This window comes from Pseudomonas eucalypticola, assembly GCF_013374995.1.
GTDB classification, from domain to species: domain Bacteria; phylum Pseudomonadota; class Gammaproteobacteria; order Pseudomonadales; family Pseudomonadaceae; genus Aquipseudomonas; species Aquipseudomonas eucalypticola.
In genome coordinates, this window is the sequence record NZ_CP056030.1 from 4,629,661 (window position 1) to 4,649,946 (window position 20,286).

The window sequence follows — 20,286 nt, forward strand, 5'->3', positions numbered from 1 at the left end:
AGATGGCTCCGTTTAGCGAAAGACCGGCTTCGCCGAAGGTTGCCAGGTGGGGTCTATCACCGCCGAATAGCATGAGGTCATCCGAAGAATTGCTGATTAGCAGCAGATGCCAGACCGCGATTCGCGCTTAGATTTCAAACCACGGCCCTGAAGACAGGGTGAAGGCGAATGCGTGGTGACCGTCACAGCGAGTACGCTGCCAGCCATCACGATAGATCGTGGCCCCGTGCCCGCCACAAACTTCGCAAACGCGCATCGAGTGGCGATGTACAAACTCCGCCATAGCCTCGATCTGCGGGGATGCGCCTTCGACCATGATGTGCAATGCACCGAACTTTTCGGTCACTTTGTAGAGTTTGGCACTGGAACCAGCTTGCAAATTATAAGCATGTGCAAGCGCACAAAACGTCTCAATCAGAGGAAGCCACCCCGGTCCACACGCCGCAGGTAGACTGGCATGAGGATCGTGAAAAACCGACGGGTATTTGTCACCGAGAAGCATCGCCAAATTTTCATAATGATACGGCATCGTGCACTCCCCTCCTATGTCCTCATCACTACCGTTTTTTCCAGGCTCATTGGCGTGTACCCCACCCCGAATCACTGATCGTCAGACTCAGGTTTGTCAACCGCACAATGCGACACGACCACACCATGCCTCTTTAACTCCGCGATGCTCTTATCAAAATTAGTTTTGTATTGCTGTAAAAGCCTTTCGCCAGAAGGCGGTCGAAGGGGGTGGCGACCTTGGGGCTGAAGCGCAGGATCAGCGTGAGCCGTTCGCTTCAGAGGCTTGGTCGGAGAATCCTGGCCCAGGTCACTCAGCTCTCGCTCACGGAGATTAATACATACCGGTTCAGCAGGAGGCGTCTTCGCCTCGCGTAAAAGGTCGCTGAACCATTTCCAGCCCAACGCTGCAAAAGAAATGATCCCATAGCGACTGCCATTTTCCGTAACTACCCATAGGCTTCGACCCGCCGCGTGGACTTCAACAATATGCGATGTTTGAATACGATGACCGTCAGCGAACCGGCCTAACTCATCGGCCTTTACGTGACTCCACACTTCTCCGACCATCACGGGGGGCGAGTCCAACCTGGCATTCGTGACGAATGCTGTAAAAGCGATCCCATTTGCGTCAGCAAGCAGCCTGGATACAGCATTCTTAAAATCTCTTGTCATTGCAGCTCCTGCCTACCACCCAAATCCAACCCATCCCTTCAACCTACCGATCTTCAGATCGAGCGCGCCTATCCACGAACGTCAGTAGCTCACCCGAGAACAAGCGACGAAACCCGATCCGATCCAGCTCTCTCCACCCCAATGCCTCACAAGCTCCTGGCTCCAGCTGTAGGAAGAATTGCCCATCGCTGGAATGGCACACATATCCCAACCACGTCGGAACTTGACGATCATCCAACGACCGGCGCATCGCTAAGACATCGCCTGGAGATACGACCGGGCGGTGATCAGGGTCGAGGACAAAATAGCCCGCTCGCCGTGCGACCTTTGCCGAACTCGATGCTTCGATGTCTTCAATGTCCTGGCAGAGCGAGCCCATCGGCCCCACCTTCACCGAACCTGGCTTCAAAGCCTTGTTTCGATAGTACCGATCAATCCGCTCTCGGATCCGAATCCACAACGCACGGGAAATCACCGACTGCCTCGCTCTGCTAGGCGTATGGCTGCTACCAGACGCGGACGAGACGTCGCGGCTTCAGGGCAGCACTCAAGGCCAACATAATATTCAAAGAACCACAAAAGCACACAATAGTGGGCATTTCGAAGATCCTATCCCTCCTTGCGTTTAAATGCCAGCATTTCAAAATGCTGGAGCAGACGGGTTGGATATCGACGAAGCGTTTGGGCTCGTGCTACGCGAAATCCGTGAATTCCGTGGGCTGAAGCAGGACTCGTTCGGCTCGGCAGCCTCGCGGAATTACATTGGCCGCCTAGAAAAAGGTGAGCATTCTCCGACTCTTGAGCGTGTCGAAAAAATCGCGGATGCGTTGGGCGTAGATCCAGTGCTGTTGATTTTGTGGTCTTACGACCGGGCTGGCGACAAGGCGCTCGGGACGAGCGGAGAAAAGGGCAACGACGCTTTGAAAAAACTGATGGCCGCAATGCTTGATCTTGGGGAGAAACGATGAGGGGTTGAGGCCCGCTCGGGCAATGGCCCGATTCGGCGGATCGAGCTTTCACAGGCGACTGGCTAACGGCCTCCTCTCCGTGGCTCCTTTCTCGCGCAGCGGGCTCTGCCACTGCCAACACGGAACTCGAATTACATCGGTTTTACAGAAACGACCTCTACGTACCTGTACTTCTTTCTCGCTGCCCTCACCGCTTCCTGCTCAGCCAAGAGCGTGCTGAGCGTGTCGGCTTCATACACAAACTCGTAAGTCTTGCCTTCGAATTCATTGCCGACCCGAAGAACTACCTTCAAGCGCGGAGTAAATGGCTTTGGCGCCTTTCGTTTTACCTGAGGAGTCGCGGTCTGCAAATGCACAGGGCTATCTGGCGTGGCCTTTGCTGGGAGCGTAGGTAGCGCCTCAGCGCTACCGAATAGCGCTTTGCGCATATCGGCTTCAGTTAAATCGTTTTGCATCTCAGGTTCCAGTGACCGGGTAATCTGGCTGGTCACATATTACCAGCATTCCCTGCCTGGCCCCTTGCAATCCCTCAGTGCAAATGCACCAGGCCGTGGCCCGCCGCTCAAAAAAACCATCGCTTATAAACAAGATCTTGAAATATGGGAGTTAGGCTTTCCGGCCAACAGGTTCGAACGATGAAGCAGGCCTGGACACCTGGCCTAAGCAACAAGCTCGACGAACGCACCCGCGCATTTGTAAGGGCAGCTTCGGAAGGCCTGGAACGGACAGCTCATTGGTTCATGAAGCTGGCCATTCAACGCTTGCTGAAAGAAGCTGAGGCAGGCGCACAAGTGGCAGATTTACTCGATAGCGAAGCCCTGCACGCCGATCAAGAGCACTACAGCACCAACCCATTGGTGAAGCCAAGGGCTTTGCGCTAGACCGCACCTCCTCAGTCGCCTATGGTTAACCAGCAGCATCGATACCAAAGATCCCGCAGCACCTTGCTGGAGCGTCCGGCTTCGTCCTTTCCACTCAGGGCGAAGCTCCCGGTAGGAGCAGTGGACATTTCTAAGGCTCAGTGATGCCGTCATTGATAAAACAAGCTTTTAATTCGTAACATCCTGACAATTAACCATCAGCGCCAGGGAGCTAGGGCAGTGGAGCTACAGTCACGAATCGTATTCATCGACACCAATATCTACATCTCGAAAAACTATCAATTTTTAACCCACGCCTTGGGCTCACTCAAACAGCTCCGAGAAGCAGATGAGATACGTATTCTCATCCCCGACGTTACCGATAGGGAAGTTAGGTCCCACATCCGCGCGGAATCAGTCGCTGCTGCCGCCACACTCAAAAAGGTTAAAAAAGAAGCGATGCTGCTTCGAAACCTACCTGATGTACCTGCACACGGAATTTTTACCGACATTTCTGCGGATGAAATCGAGGAAAAGCTATTACAAAATTGGGAATTATTCATAACGGGCGAAGGAATTGAGCAAATCAGCGTTGACGGTATTGCGCCCAGCAGGGTGTTCGAACGTTATTTTTCAGTAACCCCGCCCTTCGCCACCGGGGCAAAAGAAAAGGAATTTGCAGACGCTTTTGTGTTAGAAAGACTGGCCGACTTCTCAGTAGAAAGAACCCACTCAATCCATGTAATTAGCAACGATACGGACATGGAGAAGTATTGCGCCGACAACCCGAGATTAGTATTCAGCAAATCCATCGATGAATTCATTAGCGCGGTAAACCTCAGAGTTTCTGTAGAACCATCGGCATTTGCAACTGAAGCGCTGAACAAAGTAGCCGATGAGATTTTGGACTATGTCGAGCGATATCTGCCTGAGGCAGATTACGAAATACGCTCCGTAGACTGGACTGCGGAAATCGAGAACATAGATATTCAAGAGTTGAAACTCTCAAGCTCCAACCTTATTTCTGTTGATGATGAACAATGCGAATACGAATTAGAGTACACAGCCATAATCGAGACAACTGAAAGCATCAAAGATTATGACAGAAGCCCATTTGATCACGAGGACAACAGCTATCCTTTTGTGCTGGAATCAGAGGTCATTCGGAAATTTGAGCTACCGATCTCTATAGAAGCCAGACTATTCTACGAGGACAAACTACTTAACAGCGTTAGCTTCGATGTAGATCTGCCATATGGAATTTTGCTCAAAAACCCCATAGAAGAAACTAGACGCGAACTCGATATTAATGGCGACTGATTAAGGTACGGCCTGCGCGCCGCTAGCTCAGCGGCGCCAGATTTTGAAATTCACGTCCTAAGTGTCCGAATTCTTGCAGTCAAATCCACCTCAAGCTGCGCTATCCCTTGGTCATTTGCGAGATACCTGATATGCCGTAGGTGTGCAATATCGAATGGGATGTCAGCGGCGTTTTGGGTAATGATGATCACTTCCTTACCATAGGAATGAGCGATCCCCATCTCGTAGAAAACGTTGGCATTCTTGCCGGTGCAATCGCAAATGACTATCGCGGCTTCGTCAATCAAAGCAACAACATCCTGGATAATCGCCGGGTGGTCCCATCTGTTGTCGGCCCGCCCACTGTCCATCCCATTCGCTGTGGCAGCTCGTTGAATGGCATCCCAGACAGGCCCGAACCCCGCGAAAGGCATCATTGCAGAGAGTAAATCAGGGCGAACACGCTGAGGCGTTGCTAGCTGGAAAACAGTAGGCTGCCGAATGGGGCGTCTCCACTCCGTCAACAAGACTTTGAACAAATCGGCGTCCTTGATCGCCCAATGACTGTGTTCAAACGGGCCAAATCCCTTGCGCGGGACCTGGATCCCTAAAGCGGGAGCAAGCGCCATCAGATCATCCAGAGGAATCGGGGGGATATCAGGGTCGTAGCGATACTCGACCACAACATTGCTGCCCTGCAATCGCGTGCTGGTAATCTCCCCTACACGAGCAACTTGATCAGGCTCAAACCTGGAGTTTTCCGGGGAAAAAACAGCAGGCAATCGCCTCATCAGATCAAAATTGGGCAGATCCCCAGTCTTCCACTGTGGCCCTAGAGCAGCATCAACATAGACACGTCCTAGAGCAAGCTCGTCGCGCCGACCGCTCCAGCCGTTTGCCATAACTAGCAAATTGAACATAAATCGCCTCCTTGCCCTGAGATCACCCATTTAAAAGCCTTGCCGTCCCACGTTGCAACCGAATTCAACCGAAGCCTTCTGATTGGCGTTGAAGCCGTTTTCCCGAGGAACCGCAAAGGTGTCTGACAGCCGCGTTCACTAGTGCCAGGCCACCATTCCTTACAGAAATAAATTCGCTAATAGCGAATTTATTTTTGACATCTCTCTCGATCAGGCATAGCCTGCATCTGCGGTAGGGAGATTTACTCGCAGCTGTGGGGGCTTCGGCCCTGTGGAGGTTCGCCTCTAACCCTTCCCCACGCGCGCCGAGGCCTCAGCACCACTGGCCACCGGGCCGCGAAGGGATACTGCTTCCGCGCGAGACGGAAGCAGGTGCTCAGAAGGGGGGAAAAGTGTTGCTTGCTCCAGCTTTCAATCCAGTTGCACGCGAGACCTCTCAATTCAGAGAGGGCAACGAGGATAAAAAATGAAAACTGATAAACCCGCCAAGCGACGCTCGACAGTGAAGAAACGACGTAAGGTGAAATGGCTAAAGGTGATTTTCAGTGCTGTACGTTGGATCGGGTTCGCGTTATCCCTGGTCGACAAGCATTGGCCCAAGCTCTCGGAAAGCTTACGTGATCTGCTCTAACTGTCTTACCCCCGCTGTTGTCACACGTAAAGGAGCCCTATGATGTTGAACCAGGCGCTGCGCTTGATTCGCACTTACCATGACTTGTCTCAGACCGAGCTTTGTAAAGAGCTTGGCATCTCAAACTCATATCTATCAGAGATTGAGTCAGGAAAAAAGCAGCCCACGATTGAGCTACTCACTAAATACAGCGATCACTTCGAAATACCGCTATCCTCCATACTTTTTTTCTCTGAAAATATGGATACCCCCAAACCTACATCCAAGCTGCGAACCAGCATTGCAAAAAAGGTCATACACATTTTGGAATGGGTGGAAAATAAAAATGAGGCAAAAGCGAGAAAAGGTAGTTAAGCGCGAGCGTAAATCCTACGAAATTTGCCAAAGCGCATTATACAATACGTCGACCAAATCTAAGTTGGCGTCGCTATTCTCGATTGGGATCCAGGAATTAAAAGAATGTATTGGCGATTACCGCCAGTTCCAGCTAAAATCAGAGCCAGACCCCTTCAAGGCTGGCAAGCCACCCAAAGTTCGGCAGGTGCAGAAACCATCGCCTCGCCTATTAGTCATTCATGAGCGAATTTTGAAGCTTCTCCGCTGTGTACGTGTGCCTGAATATATGCAATTCGCGCTGAAAGGTACATCCTATAAAATAAACGCCGAAGCGCACCTTGGAAAAAACAGCGTCGCCACGCTGGACATTCGGAATTTTTTCGGCTCCACATCAAAGTCAAAAGTATTCAACTTTTTCAAGGAAGCTCTCAAGGCACCAGGTGATGTCGCAAACTTGTACGCAGACTTGATCACGTTTGATAACTGCCTACCTACTGGAAGTCCGCTCAGCCCATTAATTTCATTCTATGCAAACAAAAGCCTTTTCGACGACATAGACAATATAGCAAAAGCCCACAACCTGGTGTTTACCTGCTACGTGGACGACCTGACGTTCTCAGGTGACAAAATTAGTGACGGGTTTATGTGGCAAATTGAGCAGACTATTGCTGCACACGGACACGTTGTTGCTAGTGACAAAACCAAGGTATTTAAGAATGGGAGACCTGCCCACATCACTGGCGTTATTGTCCACGATGGCCTTATTCGAGTACCAAACGCTCGACACAGAAAGATGAGGCTAATTAAAGCTGCTATTACCAGCGGCAAAGGCACTCATGGCCTTTCAAAAAAGGAACTTGAGTACAAATTGGGAGGATTGCTTGGGGAAGCAGCATATCTCGACCCCAGCCTCTTACCCGCCGCTATCGAGTTCAACAAATCTTTTCAGAAAAGCAACACAAAAACTATAGAACATAAAGCTGACCATACCAATAAAAATGATAAGCAGTCACCGGACAGCCCTATAGACGTCCCTTGGGAGTAGTATAGTGCCTAGACACCAAAATCTGCGGCAAGCAATGATCTTGAGTCTAGAAAGCACTTTGTGGAGATATTTTCCTTGAAGCGCAATGCCCCACATCTGAGGCATGAAGGATCATAGAACAACCTAGTTCTTTGTTTGACCCCACTCCGTAACTGACCATCTTTAAATATTACCGAGACTGAAATGGCAACCCGTATCGACTTAGCCGTACCATACGAAGAAAAAGATGAAGCTAAAAAGTTCGACGTTGAGTGGGATGAAGAAAATCGAGTTTGGTGGACGACTGACGAAGGCATGTGTGAAGCGCTGGAGAGATGGCTACCATATACTCCTACTCCTCCAGACGTGGTCGACTCTCTGCCAACGTTCGAGCCCACGGTAGATGAGCAAGTTTTCGTCGAACAGCTCGCTCAAGATTGCGAATATGAAGAGTGGATGTTGCTTATGCTGCCTGAAGATAAATGGGGAGCATTCTGGCGCGACGATCTGAAAACGAGTGCCGCTACGCATATCGCCGAAGAAAACTACGATGGGGGCTGTCGTTTTATTGCTACCAGCATAGATTCCGTATTGGACTATATGCGCAACAATCTCATTCATACTGGCGCCATACACAAAGAGTCAAATAGCCTCCTCCTAGACGGTCCAACTTGCTATGGCAAGCTTACTATAGGAAATAGGACGTTCGACATCGAACTTTCTGCTTTTTGCGAAGAGATGGTAGAAAATATGTCCTCACATACCCCAATCCCATCCCAGAACAGCAACCTTAGCCTAAGCATATTTTCATTCATTGACAAAAATACAGCTGAAATTTTCAAGGCACCGCTGATCAAAGACCTTGCTATTGCAGAACAAATCTCAAAGTCACTTAGGCTGCCCCTGCCATTGGAGGCAAAACTAAATCGAGTAAAATGCTCAGAATTTATCGACGCGCACAAATCTGACCTGACAATGTACCGAGCCATTCGCAGAGAGCTTGAGCGCGGCACTTGGCCGATAACCAAGCTCATCAACAACTATGTAAAATGGATAGTCGCTCGAACTAAACTAGCCCAGAACATACCATGGGAGTCGATTGCTGACGAGCTTGGAGTAAAAACCAAAGCCACAATTGAAAAGTACGCGGTTCAGGCGGACCAGGCAGAGATTGATAATCCAGAACTCCTGACCAACCCAACATACACAAGCCTAATTAAAATTGGCCTTGCTGGAGATAGCGTTGATTATGCCGTATCACACTTGGTTGATGCCGCCGCTTGGGAGGAATTCGCGTATGAAAAACAGGTACGCAGAGCCTTGAAGGCTAAAAACTCATAAACCAACGCGGGCTTCATTGCTGCTGCGCAGACACTCCTTGGGTTACCATTCGGGGTAGGTATCGGATTGAGCGCCGTCTCATCTTTTTCAAGTGGGACGGTCGCCCTCTAGTAGAAAGATCAGGATGAACACTTAATATGGCAGGCATTAAAAAGGACAACCACTACGTACCCCAGGCCTACCTGAGACGTTGGCAGACAGGTAATCAAATCCTTACTTACAGGCTTCTGGTTCCACATGAGAACTGGCCTCATTGGAAAGTGCATTCACCCAAAAGTATCGCCAAGCTCCAACACCTTTATACTTATTTCTCGGGCTCTCAAGACAGCGATGAAATAGAGCACTGGCTAGACAGTGATTTTGAACAACCAGGATTGGCCTCTATTGCAAAGGTAGTAAAAGAGGCCAAATTAAATCCCGAAGATTGGCAAAACCTGTTTCGATTCGCTCTGGCCCAGTCAGTGAGGACGCCTACAGGCCTAGAGCGATTTTTGAAACGTCAAGACGAAACGCTTGAGAAAATCTTGGAAAGCTCGATGGGCGAGTCAGTTGCTAAATTTGAAGCGGCTCAAGCATCTGGAACCAAATTTGAGACACCCCCTGCCGTTGATCCACACAGCAAGCTACCGCTCAAACTCAGTCGCATAAAAAATGATGACGGTTCGGAAAGTATCCAAGCAAAAGTACTGAGCGGGAGAAAGTTTTGGATCTGGCAGCTCGAACATATCCTGAAAAATACCGTTAACCGTATGCCAGCTCTCCGGTGGACCATCTTACACGCTCCCGCGTATACTTCTTGGCCAACTACAGACAACCCGCTCACACGGATATGGGATGGTCCAAATGGTAAGCTTAGTCTCGAAGGTGGCTGGGGAGTCCCGGGTACAAAAATTTTTCTTCCCCTCAGCCCCAAGCACCTTCTGTTTGCTCAGGTCGGCCAGCGCCCTCCTCGACGCGGAACAGTAGTTTCGCTTCATGAGGCGGCATACATTCGCACGATGATCCTATACGGTGCCAGTCGTTACGTATTCTCGACCGACACTCATGATATTGCAGAGTGCAGACCGCGAACAGTCAGTCAAAAGCAATTCGATGAGGAGAGAAAGCGTTGGGCCGACTGGCACGTTACTCAATCAGAGGAGGAGGCTAATTACCCCAACCTCTGAGTTAATCTAAGAAAGCCACCAGACTGAGGGCTAAAGACACTTGGCAGCTTGAGGTGGCCATTTAATGCCCTACAGCTTAGCGGAGGCTTTCGAATCTCCAATACCCCAGCTGGTAATGGGGCGCGTGCCGAAAACGTCCAGATTCAATCAGCTGGTTACGGATGGTGAGGTCGGTGAGATTCAGAAAGGTTGATCTCGTGCCTCAAGAGGCACGGCAGAAGCGACCCGGACCGTAACAGGACAAAGCTCTAGAGGCTGCCGCCATACCCCCACTGGCAGCTTCTCAGGCGAAGCCTGGGCTAGATCGGCGAACGTCCCTGATCAACGCGCCAATGAGGGTCGAACTCAACCTGAGAATAGACTGGCAGGCGTGAGCCATGATGACGTGTGTCCATTTATCACTGTAGGCCTGTGACCAGTGAGCCGCTGCGCAGGAGTACCCTAGGTGTGTCTGGCAGCGGCTCAGTGAGGCACTCTAGAAGCGCAATCCTACAATTTCGCCGTTCTCGTCAGTCGCTGGCAGGTCGTACGTGTCGATCAGTTCCCCTTTGGCGAAAACGAGTCTTGGCATCCAAAAGGAATGCTTTGCAACCAACTCCAATAGCTGAGCCACAGACGATACCTCTCCAGGGCTGCGCAGCCTGAAAAAGTACATGTCGCCCCAATCGTGTTCAAAATACTCCTTGAGGTCATCGCTATCGAGCGTCTGCGATATAGGTCGTTGAGCTGGATCTTCTTCGTCAGGCTGAGCGCAATATTTCTCGAATAGCTGGTTGCGTAGTAATTCGAACGCGTACTCCTCCCACTGGATTGGGGATTCATCGTCTTCTATGTCCGGGACTTCTGAGCCATCAAAGGCGAGAAGAAAGCCCCTGCGGAATGCGTCCTCAATTGGTCTGCACTTCTCGGCAGCCTCTGCGACCTGATGCCAACTGTCGAAACCAGCGGTTTTGGCTACGATCTCAAGGGCTTCATGGTGGGGTATCTGCCGGTCTCGCTTGAGATTGCGAGCACGTTGTTTCAGAAGGGAGACGGCTTTTTGGGGGATCAGGAAAATGCGTTTCAAGTGGTAACTCCTCTGATCGCGGAGATTCGGTGCCCACTGCCGAGATCCGCACAGGGAATCCCAAACGCTGTAAATCAAGGAGAAGATCGTCCCATTCGGGTTTGCCTTGGTGGGCAGCAGGCTTCGATCAAGCCTGGCGGCATGATAGGTGGGCTCGGCCCCGGATTCAACCTTCATAGCCCCTCTGGACACCTAACGCCAAGGGACTGGATCAAAGGAGCTGAGCACATGCCATTGACGAGTAACGTCAGTACCCCGGATAGGGGGTGATGGAGTCTGGAAGGCATCTCTACAGAATGAACCGTCAGTAGGTCTACGATCCGTTCAGGCACAGAAATCCCCCCAGACATCCAATCTCTACTTGCTCATTGCCTGATAATGCTCCGAATATCCGCACTCTTCAAAAATCAGCCTCAAGCCGTCCTTGAACACCTCATGGTCGAACTCTTTTATGTCAAAAATATTCTGCCCCAACGAGTGTGATTCTCGATTCATGTAGCGATAGAACGTCGTAAACTTATCAGTCGACAGCGCTGGCTTCTGGAATACGTTATTAAAGTCCCTCTTCTGAACAAAATTGAAGAAATATTCTACGATATTCCGCATGCAGTTAGCGATCAGTGCAGGAGGCGAAGCTTGGTCCTTGATGATCGACCAGTACGACTGGTAGTCATTCTGAATCTCTTCGTACTTCATCGTAACCACAGAGCTTCCGTTTGTATTTTTGAATACTCTGAACAAATGCTGGGTTTCGCCGCGCGTCTTATGGTTCGTGTGTGTTAACTCATAGAAAAAATACAGGCTATGAGTGAGCACAAAAATCTGCTTGTAAAGGTCATCATTGATTAAATATTTTTTAATCAACTGCCCAATATTAAATACGTATAAATGCGAAAGACTGGAGATTGGGTCATCAATCACTACCACTTTGGCTTGAGGCACTGCCGTGGCCGTTTTCTGTCCTTTACACAGCTCAATAAAGTAAAGAAAACTAATAACAGTCTTCTCACCTTCACTCAATGAGTGGAATGCATTCGCTTGATCAGTAGTCCTGGAGACCCGGTAAAAATTCTCACCATATGGCACAACGGAAAAACCATCAATGCCTATTTCCAGAAGCCCGGCATTGATATTCTCAATTGACTCCTCAATGTTGACTGTTTGCTTTCGAAGGGCAGCAAGCTTGCCGTTAGAGGCCGCGACGGCCTCGCTTATCTTGGTGGCCTGGTCGCCTATCTCGCTGGCCTCGACCTTAAGGTCTGCGGTTGCGAGCGTGTAGGCGGAAATCGTCTGGTCATAGTCCCACCTCATCAGGGTCCAAAAACGCGTCTTGATGTTTTCCCGAGTCCTTTTCTTGTTCGCTAACTTGTCGTTATGCGCCTCGATCAACTCGTTCAGTCCGCTAATCAAGTCATTGATCGTTTCGACGGCGGACTGAGTATTGGTGAGAGCAACCGCCGTGCTTGGACTTTTGAGCTTGTTACCAATGTGAAGGACATTTTCGCGGATTGACGCTTTCAAAGCCTCGCATGCGATGCTCCAGGCATCTACAAGCTCTTTGCTGGCGAGGGGAGAATTTGAAATATCCTGTATATTCAACCCAGACGTCAGCGCTTCATATCGTGTCTTATATGACTCCAGATTATTGACATCCTTCTCATAGGCCTCGTCGAAAACCTGTCTGATCGAGTCGATGATCTTCTGAGTGACCGTCTCTTGCTGGCAGAACGGACAAGCTTGAGGATCCTCATCCTCTGAGAGGTACTGGAGCCCTTGCTTTACCCAGTCAGAGTTTCCAGTCCTGGAGATAAACTCGGCAACAGAGCCCTCTTGACTACCAACGATAATCTTGGACCACAGTGCATCTTCCTCAATTGCCAACCAGCTAGCCGAAAGAGTTTGGATTTTTGCGAACGGGGCTGCGCCCTCGCCTTCGATTGAGGTGGCCTCAGCCTTCAAATCATCAGCCGTGTAACCAGGCACGGCATCCGGCATGGTTAGGCCAACAATGTGCTGGAAAAGAAGTTCGGTCTTCTTCAACCCTTCCAAACAAAACTCCAGTACTCGGTCGCCGCCTGCGAAATTCGTTTTGATTTCCCAAATTTTGCTACTCGCTTTTGACTTTTCCTGTTCAAGCTTGGTGGAGTTCTCAGTGGACAGTTTTGAATTCGCTTGCTGAGCCGTCAGATGCTTATCCAGCTGCTTCGTCTCAGCTTCAATTTGTTGGAGTGCAACCTTGTTCTCTTTGGAAAGGGTAAAAATTCCTTTTAAATTATCCTCAACGTAGAAATAGTCATTCAGAAAGCTCTGGTTGTACACCAAAATTTCGCAAGGCTGACTGGTCTTCAGGCTGCATTTAGCGAATTGTGGCGCGCTCTGGTTGTACAAAAATTCGGATATGGTGCTCTTGCCTGCGCCATTGAGCCCATAGATAAGCGACGTCTTGTTGGTGGGCGACAGTGTGGATTTGGATCTGTAACTGGTGACGCCATCAATGTTCAATTCCGTGATCACAACCTTACTCCTAAATACTGGGTGGCTTTGAGCCATCACTATTGGCAAGGAGGAGCATAGGTGAGCTAAGCGCAGCGTGCCACGGTAATCGGCATGCTGACGTCATTAGGCTCGGCCTAAGGCACGGTAAACCGTCGCTCTGTGTACCCCGAAGAGCTTTGAAATTTCCGAGACTGGACGCCCTGCTTCCAGCAACTCACGAGCGTGCTTAGTCTGCGAGGGACTTAGCGCATGTTTAGGACCGAATTTTACACCTCTGGATTTAGCAGCTTCCCTGCCAGCACTGGTGCGCTCTGCGATCAATGACCGCTCGAAATCTGCAATTCCTGCGAAAACAGTCAAGATCATCCGACCTGCCGGTGTCGTCGTATCCGCCCAGGGCTCCGCGAGCGAGCGCAAACCAGCCCCCTTGGCTCGTAGCAACTCCGCAATGGAAAGCAGGTCGGATGTCGACCTGGCGAGACGGTCGAGACGCGTCACAATCACGACATCCCCGTCTCTCAGGTGATCAAGCATTCGGGTCAGTTCTGGCCGATCTCTTTTAGCACCACTCACTTTCTCTTCAAAAATTCTGGCGCATCCCTGCTCAACTAACTGAGAATGCTGATGTTCAAGACTCTGGCCTCGCGTAGACACGCGAGCATAACCAATCAACTGGCTCATTATTATTCCGTCGCAAATTATATTCCAAGCTTAACATAATTTGCGACAAACTAGCGCGACACTAGAAGCACTGATATAAATAGATCTAAATTTTGTCGCATAACTTTGCAGCCATGCGACAACTCCATTAAATCAAAAGCAACGAGCCTAGCCATAGAAATATGTTGAGAGCTGCGAAGGATACTGCTTGCCCAAAACTATATGCATAGCCAATTTTGCATCTTTATTTATTTCTCCAGCCAGCACCCTAACGCTATTTCTGAATCGGTTAATACGACCAGCTTTGAGTTTATACCTTCGTTCACAGCTCGCCACGAAAATCTCGATACCATCCATTAACTTGGTGCTGACTGGCTCCACACTTAAACAATCATCACCACCAGAAACCTTCCCAAATGAAAACTGGTGGGCCGCATCATTTCTGAGGTCCGTAAGACGACGAACTAGACTTAACAACTTCTTATCTAAAAGAACATTATCTGCACAGAACTTTATCATTTCGTGATAGGTCAGTTCACCAAGCGGTTTTGGCGTCGCTTTCCGGCTATCATCAATAATTTTATACAGCATGCCCTGAATATAGGTCGCATGAGCAATGATTTCAGCACGACATTCAAATGAGTCAAACTTTCCATCATGCGATGGAATTTTCACCTTAGAGAATTCGTCTCCCAAACTATGCATAGCAAGACGAATCTTAACTAAATGCGGAAATTTCAACTCTTCCATCCGTAGCTTCTTCATCAAATCCATGCGAAGCTTTATTGAGTAATCTTCGGAGTACTGAGCAATTGAAAAAGAATCAGTTATTGCGTTCCAAAAGCTTGAGAAAGAATAGCTGAGGATCACCTCATCACTCTGCTCCCCTAAATTATAATCAGCACGCCCATCAATTGACGTCCAGTAGAGGCGCTCAACAATTGTCCGAACCTCCTCTGGATTGAGAGTATGTGACGCAAGAACTTCTGGCTCATTTAAAATCCCCCTGAGATATAGCGTCTCGATGAACCCTGGCTTGCTATCATCCACCACGCCTTTAAGATAGTAATTCCTAGGCACACTCATACTTAAGCCCCATAAAATTTTATCAAACGCATCTAAATAGCGATAACTCATTATCTTGGAGCCACCATGGGCAGCTCACAGTTTTACCAATATCGTTATCCGTGCTCACTATACGTAATCCTAAATTCCAGTCCCAACTAGATCGCTGGCAGGCCATGCATGCCCAGCTATCAGTTTTCTGCCAAAACCAACCCAACCCAACCTTACACATGAAATATTTCACAACTAGCACACCAACTGACTACTTTCCGCGCACCGGGCTAGAGGCATCACTGGAAACCATGCACCACCCCTCGCGTACGACTCTTACCCTTCCATTCTCTGACACGGGGTGTCCTCTACCTACAGAATGATTTTCTGGGATACTGAGCCCTCAGGCAACACCAGAAGGCTCTGGCATGGGCTTCTGCGCTTACCGACGATCAACACGTATGGATACAGACATGGAAAGGATCAATCTCGCTGTCCAATTCTCAGAGAAGGATGAGGCGAAATCACTCGGTGCGCGATGGGACCCGTCCCAAAAGACCTGGTACATCCCCGAAGGCGTAGAGATCGGCTCGTTGACCCGATGGTGATCGTGTCCCAGGAAGTGGTGTAACTAAACCAATCGAAGGCGCCCTGCGGGCGAAAGAGGTTGGTCATCGTGGTTTTTGGCTAACGTTGAGTTTGCGGACTTAACCTTCACCAGAGAAACCACGATGACCAAGCCCACTATCGCATTGACCGAGTTGGTTGAGAAAGGGGCAGATGCTGATCTGCTCAAGCAAATGATCCAGTTCGTTGCCCAGCGCATGATGGAGTTCGACGTCGAAGGCCTGTGCGGCGCCGGCTTCGATGTCAAAAGCCCAGACCGGACGAACAGCCGCAACGGCTACCGTGATCGCCTCTGGCAAACCCGCGCTGGCGATGTCGACCTAAAGATCCCGAAACTGCGTCAGGGTAGCTATTTCCCCGGCTTTCTAGAGCCACGCCGTACTGCCGAGAAGGCTATGGCGGCGGTGATCCAGGAGGCCTATATCCAGGGTGTTTCAACGCGTTCAGTGGACGAGCTGGTCAAAGCCATGGGCATGACCGGCATCTCCAAGAGCCAGGTGTCACGGCTGGCTGGCGAGATTGATGAGCGGGTCCACGCCTTCCTTGATCGCCCACTTGAAGGCGACTGGCCCTATCTCTGGATCGATGCTACTTACGTCAAGGTGCGGGAGGCCGGGCGCATCGTCTCGGTCGCCGTCATAATCGCCGTGGCCGTGAACACCGATGGTGGCCGCGAAGTCCTGGGCATGCGGGTTGGCCCTTCGGAAGCCGAGCCGTTCTGGACAGACTTCCTGCGAAGCCTTATGCGGCGTGGCCTGCGTGGCGTAAAGCTGGTCATCTCTGACGCCCACGAAGGGCTCAAGGCCGCTGTTTCCAAGGTCTTCAACGCGACTTGGCAGCGTTGCCGCGTGCACTTCATGCGCAACGCCATGGCCCATGTCGGCAAGGGGCAACGCACCATGGTGGCGGCGCTCCTGCGTACGGTTTTCGCCCAAGACAGCCGTACCGAATGCCATCAGCAGTGGCGCCTGGTCGCCGATCAACTGCGCGAAAAGTACCCCAAGATCGCAACGCTCATGGACGGCTGCGAGGATGAAGTGCTGGCGCACATGGCGTTTCCCAAGGCGCACCGGCAGCAGTTGCACAGCACCAATCCACTGGAGCGGCTCAATGCCGAGATCAAGCGCCGCACCGATGTCGTGGGTATCTTTCCCAACGATCCGGCGATCACACGGCTGGTAGGCGCGATGCTGTTGGAGCAGAACGACGAGTGGTGCCTGCAACGGCGTTATATGCAGTTGGAGGCCTTTGAGGCAGTCAGCGATAATCCACAGGCCAAGCTGTCGGCCGTGATCAACTAAACGGCAAGCTCTGTGGCCAGAACCGCGATGAGTTACACCACTTCCTGGGACACGATCCCCGATGGTTGCCAGTCACCCAAGAAGCCGATCTGGAACACGGTCCAGAATTCTACATAAGAGCGCCCTATTACTACGTCATCGAGTCGATTTCGAGCTGCTGGGGCTGCTCGAACCTGACCCGCGTTTTCTCGTTCAAGCTGCCCGAGCAACACGAGGAGTTCGACTACTACATCGATGAGGACGAAGATTTCGCACTCACCAGCAATCTCGGAGAGTGGAAGCTTCGTGGGCATCGCGGAACGGTATCCAACGTCGACAGCCTCTCCCCATCGGTCACGAAGCAGATCCAGCGCTTTACTGACAAATTCAAACTGGCATACAGCAAGACTGTAGGAAGCCGTTACTGGATGAACCATTGCGAGCACTGCGGTGCAAAGCTCGGGGATTTCTTCATGCATAGCGAGCCAGGGGGGGCCTTCTTCCCGACCGCCCCTCACGAGGCTCAGCGGATGACACTGATCAAAATCAATGAGCGGTTCGAGGCAAACTGTAGCGTTGGCTATTCCACTGAAGATTTCTTCGATTGGATGCAGGTGCGCGAACAACCCTAATTACCCAATCAAAACCCGCACTGGCCGACGACTTGACGAGATTCAGGTCCGCCTGTGGTATTGGGCCCCGTAAGCAGAAGGCGCTGTATCGATGGCAAGGATGATCCCGGATAACGGACCTCGTGGAACCGAGAGCAAAGGTGAGCGAGATCTTTACACCATCCTCAAAGCGGAGCTACCGGACGACTACGTTGTCATTCATAGCCTTCCATGGCTCTCCTCCGCAGTGAGAAAAGTCGATCCTCGGGCAAAACCAACCGGTGAGATTGACTTCTTGATCATCCATCCGGAGAAAGGGCTGCTCGTGCTCGAAGTGAAGAGCGGCAGATACGGTGTCAAAAATAACGAGTTCGTGCATCTCAAGAATCACTACTCGATAGATCCTATCGGTCAAACTCGCAACAACGTGCATGGAATCGCCAGATGGTTAGGGTCAGATCCGGCACTGCACCTCCGGATCGGATACGGATTTATTTTCCCGGACTCCGATTTCGCAGGAAAGGCAATCGCGCCTGGCATGTACGACACGACATCCGGTCCCCAACAACCGCTCTACATCGACTATCGCGAGATGCCGAACGTTACGCAGCGGATCATAGACTTGATGGACTATTGGAAAGTCGCCTTGGGTAACTCGGATTTAGGGGAGTCTCGCGCCGCTCGCGTCATTGAATACCTCACGCCAGAAATCGATGGCAGGCGGTGCTGGGCCAGCCGCATCATCTTCGACAACAAACAGTGGCTCCAGCTGACCGGAGAGCAGAGCACAGTTGTAACCAGGGTGATGAATAGCCAAACCTCGCTGGTGACCGGCTGGCCCGGAACCGGGAAAACGCTAATCGTGATCGAAACTGCACGGCGACTAGCCGCCCAGAAGCAAAAGGTGCTGGTGGTTTCGTTCAACAACAAGCTCACGGAGTATGTACGCACCCAGCTTGCTGATTCAAAAGGCTGCGATGTAGTGACCTGGCACGGTCTATGTGGCCAGGCGCGCCACGCTTTAGGCCGCACCAGCGAGCCAGGCAAAGAAGACGACTGGTACAGGCAGCAATGCGTGCTCGATCTTAACGACGCTATTGAGGAAGGTCGTATGGCCGCTTACAGCGCCCTGCTCGTCGACGAGTCTCAAGCCCTCCTCCCATCTTGGTGCGAAACCCTTACCAAGTGGTTCCAAGATAAGCCCAAGGCGTTTTTCTGCGACGAGACGCAGGTCTTCCCGTACGAGCGAGACAACATCCCGTTGAAAGGTCTCAGCGAGCTGCTTGGCGTTGATCCGTTCCCACTCACCATCATCATGCGGATGCCAAAGGCAGTCACAAACATTCTCGAAGAAGCGGTGCCACCCAAACTCCAGCACTCGACCCCTCGGGTATTGGAGCATGACACCGCCGTTGAAATAATTACCGCAGATCCATGCCTGAAAATATCTCAGATCGGGCAAAAGCTCATCAACAACGGAGTCCGGCCTCAAGACATCGTAATTTTGATTCCAAGGTTCCTCTCAAGACAATACATTGAGTATTTGGTAAGAGAGAAGCCACGTTGCGAAACCATCACGAAATTCCGTGGCTTAGAAGCGCCTATCATCTTGATTCTTGGCGCGGAGCTGCTTGGTACCGCTGAATTGTTTAGTGCCTACTCTCGGGCGACCTCAAAATGCATAGCCATCTATAACTCAAGCAGTGACAACTGGTCCGACGACGAGATCTTTAGACGTCGACTGAAATGCGTTCCTGAAAATCTAAAAATCCTGGAGGAGGAGCAGGAAAAACTGTTTATACATAACAGAATTGCGCTCACCACAGAAAGGATTTCACTAAATTGCGTCAGCATTAATATCTCTTGGGCCAAATCTTGGCAAGCCTGGCTCATTGAGATTGACGACGACCAGCCCATAGTGGAAATGTGGATCGCTCATCTGGTGCACAACCTAACTCAGCCCATTTTTTATTGGCTGAAAGGCTCAAAATCCTACCTACACCTAGCTCAGATTGATTCATTATCGCCAGACCCTATAGATTCCCCAGATTCTTATCTGGCAAAAACGCAAGACTTTCATGCATGCAAAAAATGCGAAGCTTTAACACCGCATTCTTTCGATAGCAGGCGTAGCTGTGCACTTTGTGAAAAAAAAGCAGATAGGTCGCCCTTTCCAGAGCAGTCCATAATAGGTGAGATCAAACTGATGGATGGCGTCGTGTCCGGAGAGCTGGCGAAAGATCGCATCCGTGAACTGCAACCTGATCTGCCGCTAAACATTGCCGCCGCCGCTGCGCTATACCGTGCCGAACGCAACAAGAAACGCTCAAACGTGCTAAAAGTTCAGCTTCCAGGCGGACGTAGATTCTACTTGATCGCGTATATTTTCGTTCAGGTAAGAATTGCCACCGCCAGACTTGGAGCAGTGATGGAGGCTAACGCCCTCGCGGATGAACTCTATGATCGCTTCAACGGGCTCAAATCCATCTCTTCAACCGAGTGGAGGAAATTTTTCGCTAATGCGATGGGCACGTTCTATTCGAAAGGCTACATGAAGAAGATCAGCAAAGGCTTTTACTCGCCAGTGGAGGACGACGAGGCCCCTGTGCCGTGGAGCAACCAGTCAGACGGGAGCGATACGGCCACTGGAGAAAAGGGTATAGATAAGGACGTTGCAGGCAGCGATCAAATCGAACCAGGCCCTACGAGCATTGTGGGGGGCGGATAAGCCCGTCGAGTCGCATGCCATGCTGGATATGGCGC

The 20,286-nt window shown here is 50.7% G+C and carries 19 protein-coding genes; 11 read left to right on the forward strand and 8 right to left on the reverse strand.

Annotation, left to right across the window (positions count from 1 at the left end; all coding sequences use genetic code 11):
• Nucleotides 1–127 precede the first annotated feature (127 nt).
• Entirely contained in the window at nt 128–529 is a 402-nt protein-coding gene (locus tag HWQ56_RS20535) for a hypothetical protein (protein WP_176571645.1), read from the reverse strand.
• Between the two features lie 71 nt (nt 530–600).
• Nucleotides 601–1,182, reverse strand: coding sequence for a hypothetical protein (locus tag HWQ56_RS20540; protein ID WP_176571646.1), 582 nt, complete (start codon nt 1,180–1,182; stop codon nt 601–603).
• 662 nt (nt 1,183–1,844) lie between these two features.
• Between HWQ56_RS20540 and HWQ56_RS20545 the strand changes: the two genes are divergently transcribed.
• Nucleotides 1,845–2,150 carry a helix-turn-helix domain-containing protein gene (locus HWQ56_RS20545; protein ID WP_176571647.1) on the forward strand — a complete coding sequence of 102 codons (306 nt, stop codon included), beginning with the start codon at nt 1,845–1,847 and terminating at the stop codon, nt 2,148–2,150.
• A 131-nt stretch (nt 2,151–2,281) separates the two neighbouring features.
• Here the strand turns inward: HWQ56_RS20545 and HWQ56_RS20550 are convergent, their stop codons facing one another.
• Nucleotides 2,282–2,605 carry a hypothetical protein gene (locus HWQ56_RS20550; RefSeq protein WP_176571648.1) on the reverse strand — a complete coding sequence of 108 codons (324 nt, stop codon included), beginning with the start codon at nt 2,603–2,605 and terminating at the stop codon, nt 2,282–2,284.
• A gap of 180 nt (nt 2,606–2,785) precedes the next feature.
• Here HWQ56_RS20550 and HWQ56_RS20555 point away from each other — a divergent pair, with 180 nt between their 5' ends.
• Nucleotides 2,786–3,031 (forward strand): hypothetical protein, encoded by a 246-nt coding sequence (locus HWQ56_RS20555; RefSeq protein ID WP_176571649.1) that lies wholly within the window; start codon nt 2,786–2,788, stop codon nt 3,029–3,031.
• 219 nt (nt 3,032–3,250) lie between these two features.
• Nucleotides 3,251–4,330: a PIN domain-containing protein gene (locus HWQ56_RS20560; protein WP_176571650.1), complete on the forward strand. Its 1,080-nt coding sequence runs from the start codon at nt 3,251–3,253 to the stop codon at nt 4,328–4,330.
• Between the two features lie 50 nt (nt 4,331–4,380).
• Here the strand turns inward: HWQ56_RS20560 and HWQ56_RS20565 are convergent, their stop codons facing one another.
• The gene (locus HWQ56_RS20565) at nt 4,381–5,229 is read right to left on the reverse strand and encodes a hypothetical protein (RefSeq protein ID WP_176571651.1); all 849 of its coding nucleotides are present in this window, start codon (nt 5,227–5,229) and stop codon (nt 4,381–4,383) included.
• A gap of 670 nt (nt 5,230–5,899) precedes the next feature.
• On the opposite strand from HWQ56_RS20565, the gene HWQ56_RS20570 reads away from it, so the two are divergent.
• The 4 genes from HWQ56_RS20570 (at nt 5,900) to HWQ56_RS20585 (ending at nt 9,727) form a co-directional block, all read left to right on the forward strand.
• The gene (locus tag HWQ56_RS20570) at nt 5,900–6,214 is read left to right on the forward strand and encodes a helix-turn-helix transcriptional regulator (protein ID WP_245217789.1); all 315 of its coding nucleotides are present in this window, start codon (nt 5,900–5,902) and stop codon (nt 6,212–6,214) included.
• Complete coding sequence (locus HWQ56_RS20575; protein WP_176571652.1) at nt 6,186–7,241, forward strand: reverse transcriptase family protein; 1,056 nt, start codon at nt 6,186–6,188, stop codon at nt 7,239–7,241. The genes HWQ56_RS20570 and HWQ56_RS20575 overlap by 29 nt, the downstream gene beginning before the upstream one ends.
• Nucleotides 7,242–7,424: 183 nt before the next feature.
• The gene (locus HWQ56_RS20580; RefSeq protein WP_176571653.1) at nt 7,425–8,561 is read left to right on the forward strand and encodes a DUF5710 domain-containing protein; all 1,137 of its coding nucleotides are present in this window, start codon (nt 7,425–7,427) and stop codon (nt 8,559–8,561) included.
• Between the two features lie 137 nt (nt 8,562–8,698).
• Nucleotides 8,699–9,727, forward strand: a complete 1,029-nt coding sequence (locus HWQ56_RS20585) for a DUF4238 domain-containing protein (protein ID WP_176571654.1) — start codon at nt 8,699–8,701, stop codon at nt 9,725–9,727.
• A 475-nt stretch (nt 9,728–10,202) separates the two neighbouring features.
• Here the strand turns inward: HWQ56_RS20585 and HWQ56_RS20590 are convergent, their stop codons facing one another.
• The 4 genes from HWQ56_RS20590 to HWQ56_RS20605 form a co-directional block, all read right to left on the reverse strand.
• The gene (locus HWQ56_RS20590; protein WP_176571655.1) at nt 10,203–10,793 is read right to left on the reverse strand and encodes a P-loop NTPase family protein; all 591 of its coding nucleotides are present in this window, start codon (nt 10,791–10,793) and stop codon (nt 10,203–10,205) included.
• A 357-nt stretch (nt 10,794–11,150) separates the two neighbouring features.
• Nucleotides 11,151–13,307, reverse strand: coding sequence for an AAA family ATPase (locus HWQ56_RS20595; protein WP_176571656.1), 2,157 nt, complete (start codon nt 13,305–13,307; stop codon nt 11,151–11,153).
• A 105-nt stretch (nt 13,308–13,412) separates the two neighbouring features.
• The gene (locus tag HWQ56_RS20600) at nt 13,413–13,970 is read right to left on the reverse strand and encodes a recombinase family protein (protein ID WP_176571657.1); all 558 of its coding nucleotides are present in this window, start codon (nt 13,968–13,970) and stop codon (nt 13,413–13,415) included.
• A 147-nt stretch (nt 13,971–14,117) separates the two neighbouring features.
• Nucleotides 14,118–15,086, reverse strand: a complete 969-nt coding sequence (locus HWQ56_RS20605) for a hypothetical protein (protein WP_176571658.1) — start codon at nt 15,084–15,086, stop codon at nt 14,118–14,120.
• Nucleotides 15,087–15,478: 392 nt separating this feature from the next.
• Here HWQ56_RS20605 and HWQ56_RS29140 point away from each other — a divergent pair, with 392 nt between their 5' ends.
• The 4 genes from HWQ56_RS29140 to HWQ56_RS20620 all read left to right on the forward strand — a co-directional run bounded on the left by HWQ56_RS29140 (nt 15,479) and on the right by HWQ56_RS20620 (nt 20,251).
• Nucleotides 15,479–15,613, forward strand: a complete 135-nt coding sequence (locus tag HWQ56_RS29140) for a DUF5710 domain-containing protein (protein WP_245217790.1) — start codon at nt 15,479–15,481, stop codon at nt 15,611–15,613.
• Between the two features lie 123 nt (nt 15,614–15,736).
• Nucleotides 15,737–16,933: an IS256 family transposase gene (locus HWQ56_RS20610; RefSeq protein ID WP_060501916.1), complete on the forward strand. Its 1,197-nt coding sequence runs from the start codon at nt 15,737–15,739 to the stop codon at nt 16,931–16,933.
• 65 nt (nt 16,934–16,998) lie between these two features.
• The gene (locus HWQ56_RS20615; protein WP_209008732.1) at nt 16,999–17,544 is read left to right on the forward strand and encodes a hypothetical protein; all 546 of its coding nucleotides are present in this window, start codon (nt 16,999–17,001) and stop codon (nt 17,542–17,544) included.
• Nucleotides 17,545–17,635: 91 nt separating this feature from the next.
• On the forward strand, nt 17,636–20,251 hold the full coding sequence (locus HWQ56_RS20620) for an NERD domain-containing protein (protein ID WP_176571659.1): 2,616 nt from the start codon (nt 17,636–17,638) through the stop codon (nt 20,249–20,251).
• Nucleotides 20,252–20,286 lie beyond the last annotated feature (35 nt).

Excerpts from the sequence above, each read along its gene's own strand:
- HWQ56_RS20535 (WP_176571645.1), bottom strand. The coding sequence starts at position 529 with ATGCCGTATCATTATGAAAATTTGGCGATGCTTCTCGGTGACAAATAC.
- HWQ56_RS20540 (WP_176571646.1), bottom strand. The coding sequence starts at position 1,182 with ATGACAAGAGATTTTAAGAATGCTGTATCCAGGCTGCTTGCTGACGCA.
- HWQ56_RS20550 (WP_176571648.1), bottom strand. The coding sequence starts at position 2,605 with ATGCAAAACGATTTAACTGAAGCCGATATGCGCAAAGCGCTATTCGGT.
- HWQ56_RS20555 (WP_176571649.1), top strand. The coding sequence starts at position 2,786 with ATGAAGCAGGCCTGGACACCTGGCCTAAGCAACAAGCTCGACGAACGC.
- HWQ56_RS20565 (WP_176571651.1), bottom strand. The coding sequence starts at position 5,229 with ATGTTCAATTTGCTAGTTATGGCAAACGGCTGGAGCGGTCGGCGCGAC.
- HWQ56_RS20570 (WP_245217789.1), top strand. The coding sequence starts at position 5,900 with ATGATGTTGAACCAGGCGCTGCGCTTGATTCGCACTTACCATGACTTG.
- HWQ56_RS20575 (WP_176571652.1), top strand. The coding sequence starts at position 6,186 with ATGAGGCAAAAGCGAGAAAAGGTAGTTAAGCGCGAGCGTAAATCCTAC.
- HWQ56_RS20580 (WP_176571653.1), top strand. The coding sequence starts at position 7,425 with ATGGCAACCCGTATCGACTTAGCCGTACCATACGAAGAAAAAGATGAA.
- HWQ56_RS20585 (WP_176571654.1), top strand. The coding sequence starts at position 8,699 with ATGGCAGGCATTAAAAAGGACAACCACTACGTACCCCAGGCCTACCTG.
- HWQ56_RS20600 (WP_176571657.1), bottom strand. The coding sequence starts at position 13,970 with ATGAGCCAGTTGATTGGTTATGCTCGCGTGTCTACGCGAGGCCAGAGT.
- HWQ56_RS20605 (WP_176571658.1), bottom strand. The coding sequence starts at position 15,086 with ATGAGTTATCGCTATTTAGATGCGTTTGATAAAATTTTATGGGGCTTA.
- HWQ56_RS29140 (WP_245217790.1), top strand. The coding sequence starts at position 15,479 with ATGGAAAGGATCAATCTCGCTGTCCAATTCTCAGAGAAGGATGAGGCG.
- HWQ56_RS20610 (WP_060501916.1), top strand. The coding sequence starts at position 15,737 with ATGACCAAGCCCACTATCGCATTGACCGAGTTGGTTGAGAAAGGGGCA.
- HWQ56_RS20620 (WP_176571659.1), top strand. The coding sequence starts at position 17,636 with ATGGCAAGGATGATCCCGGATAACGGACCTCGTGGAACCGAGAGCAAA.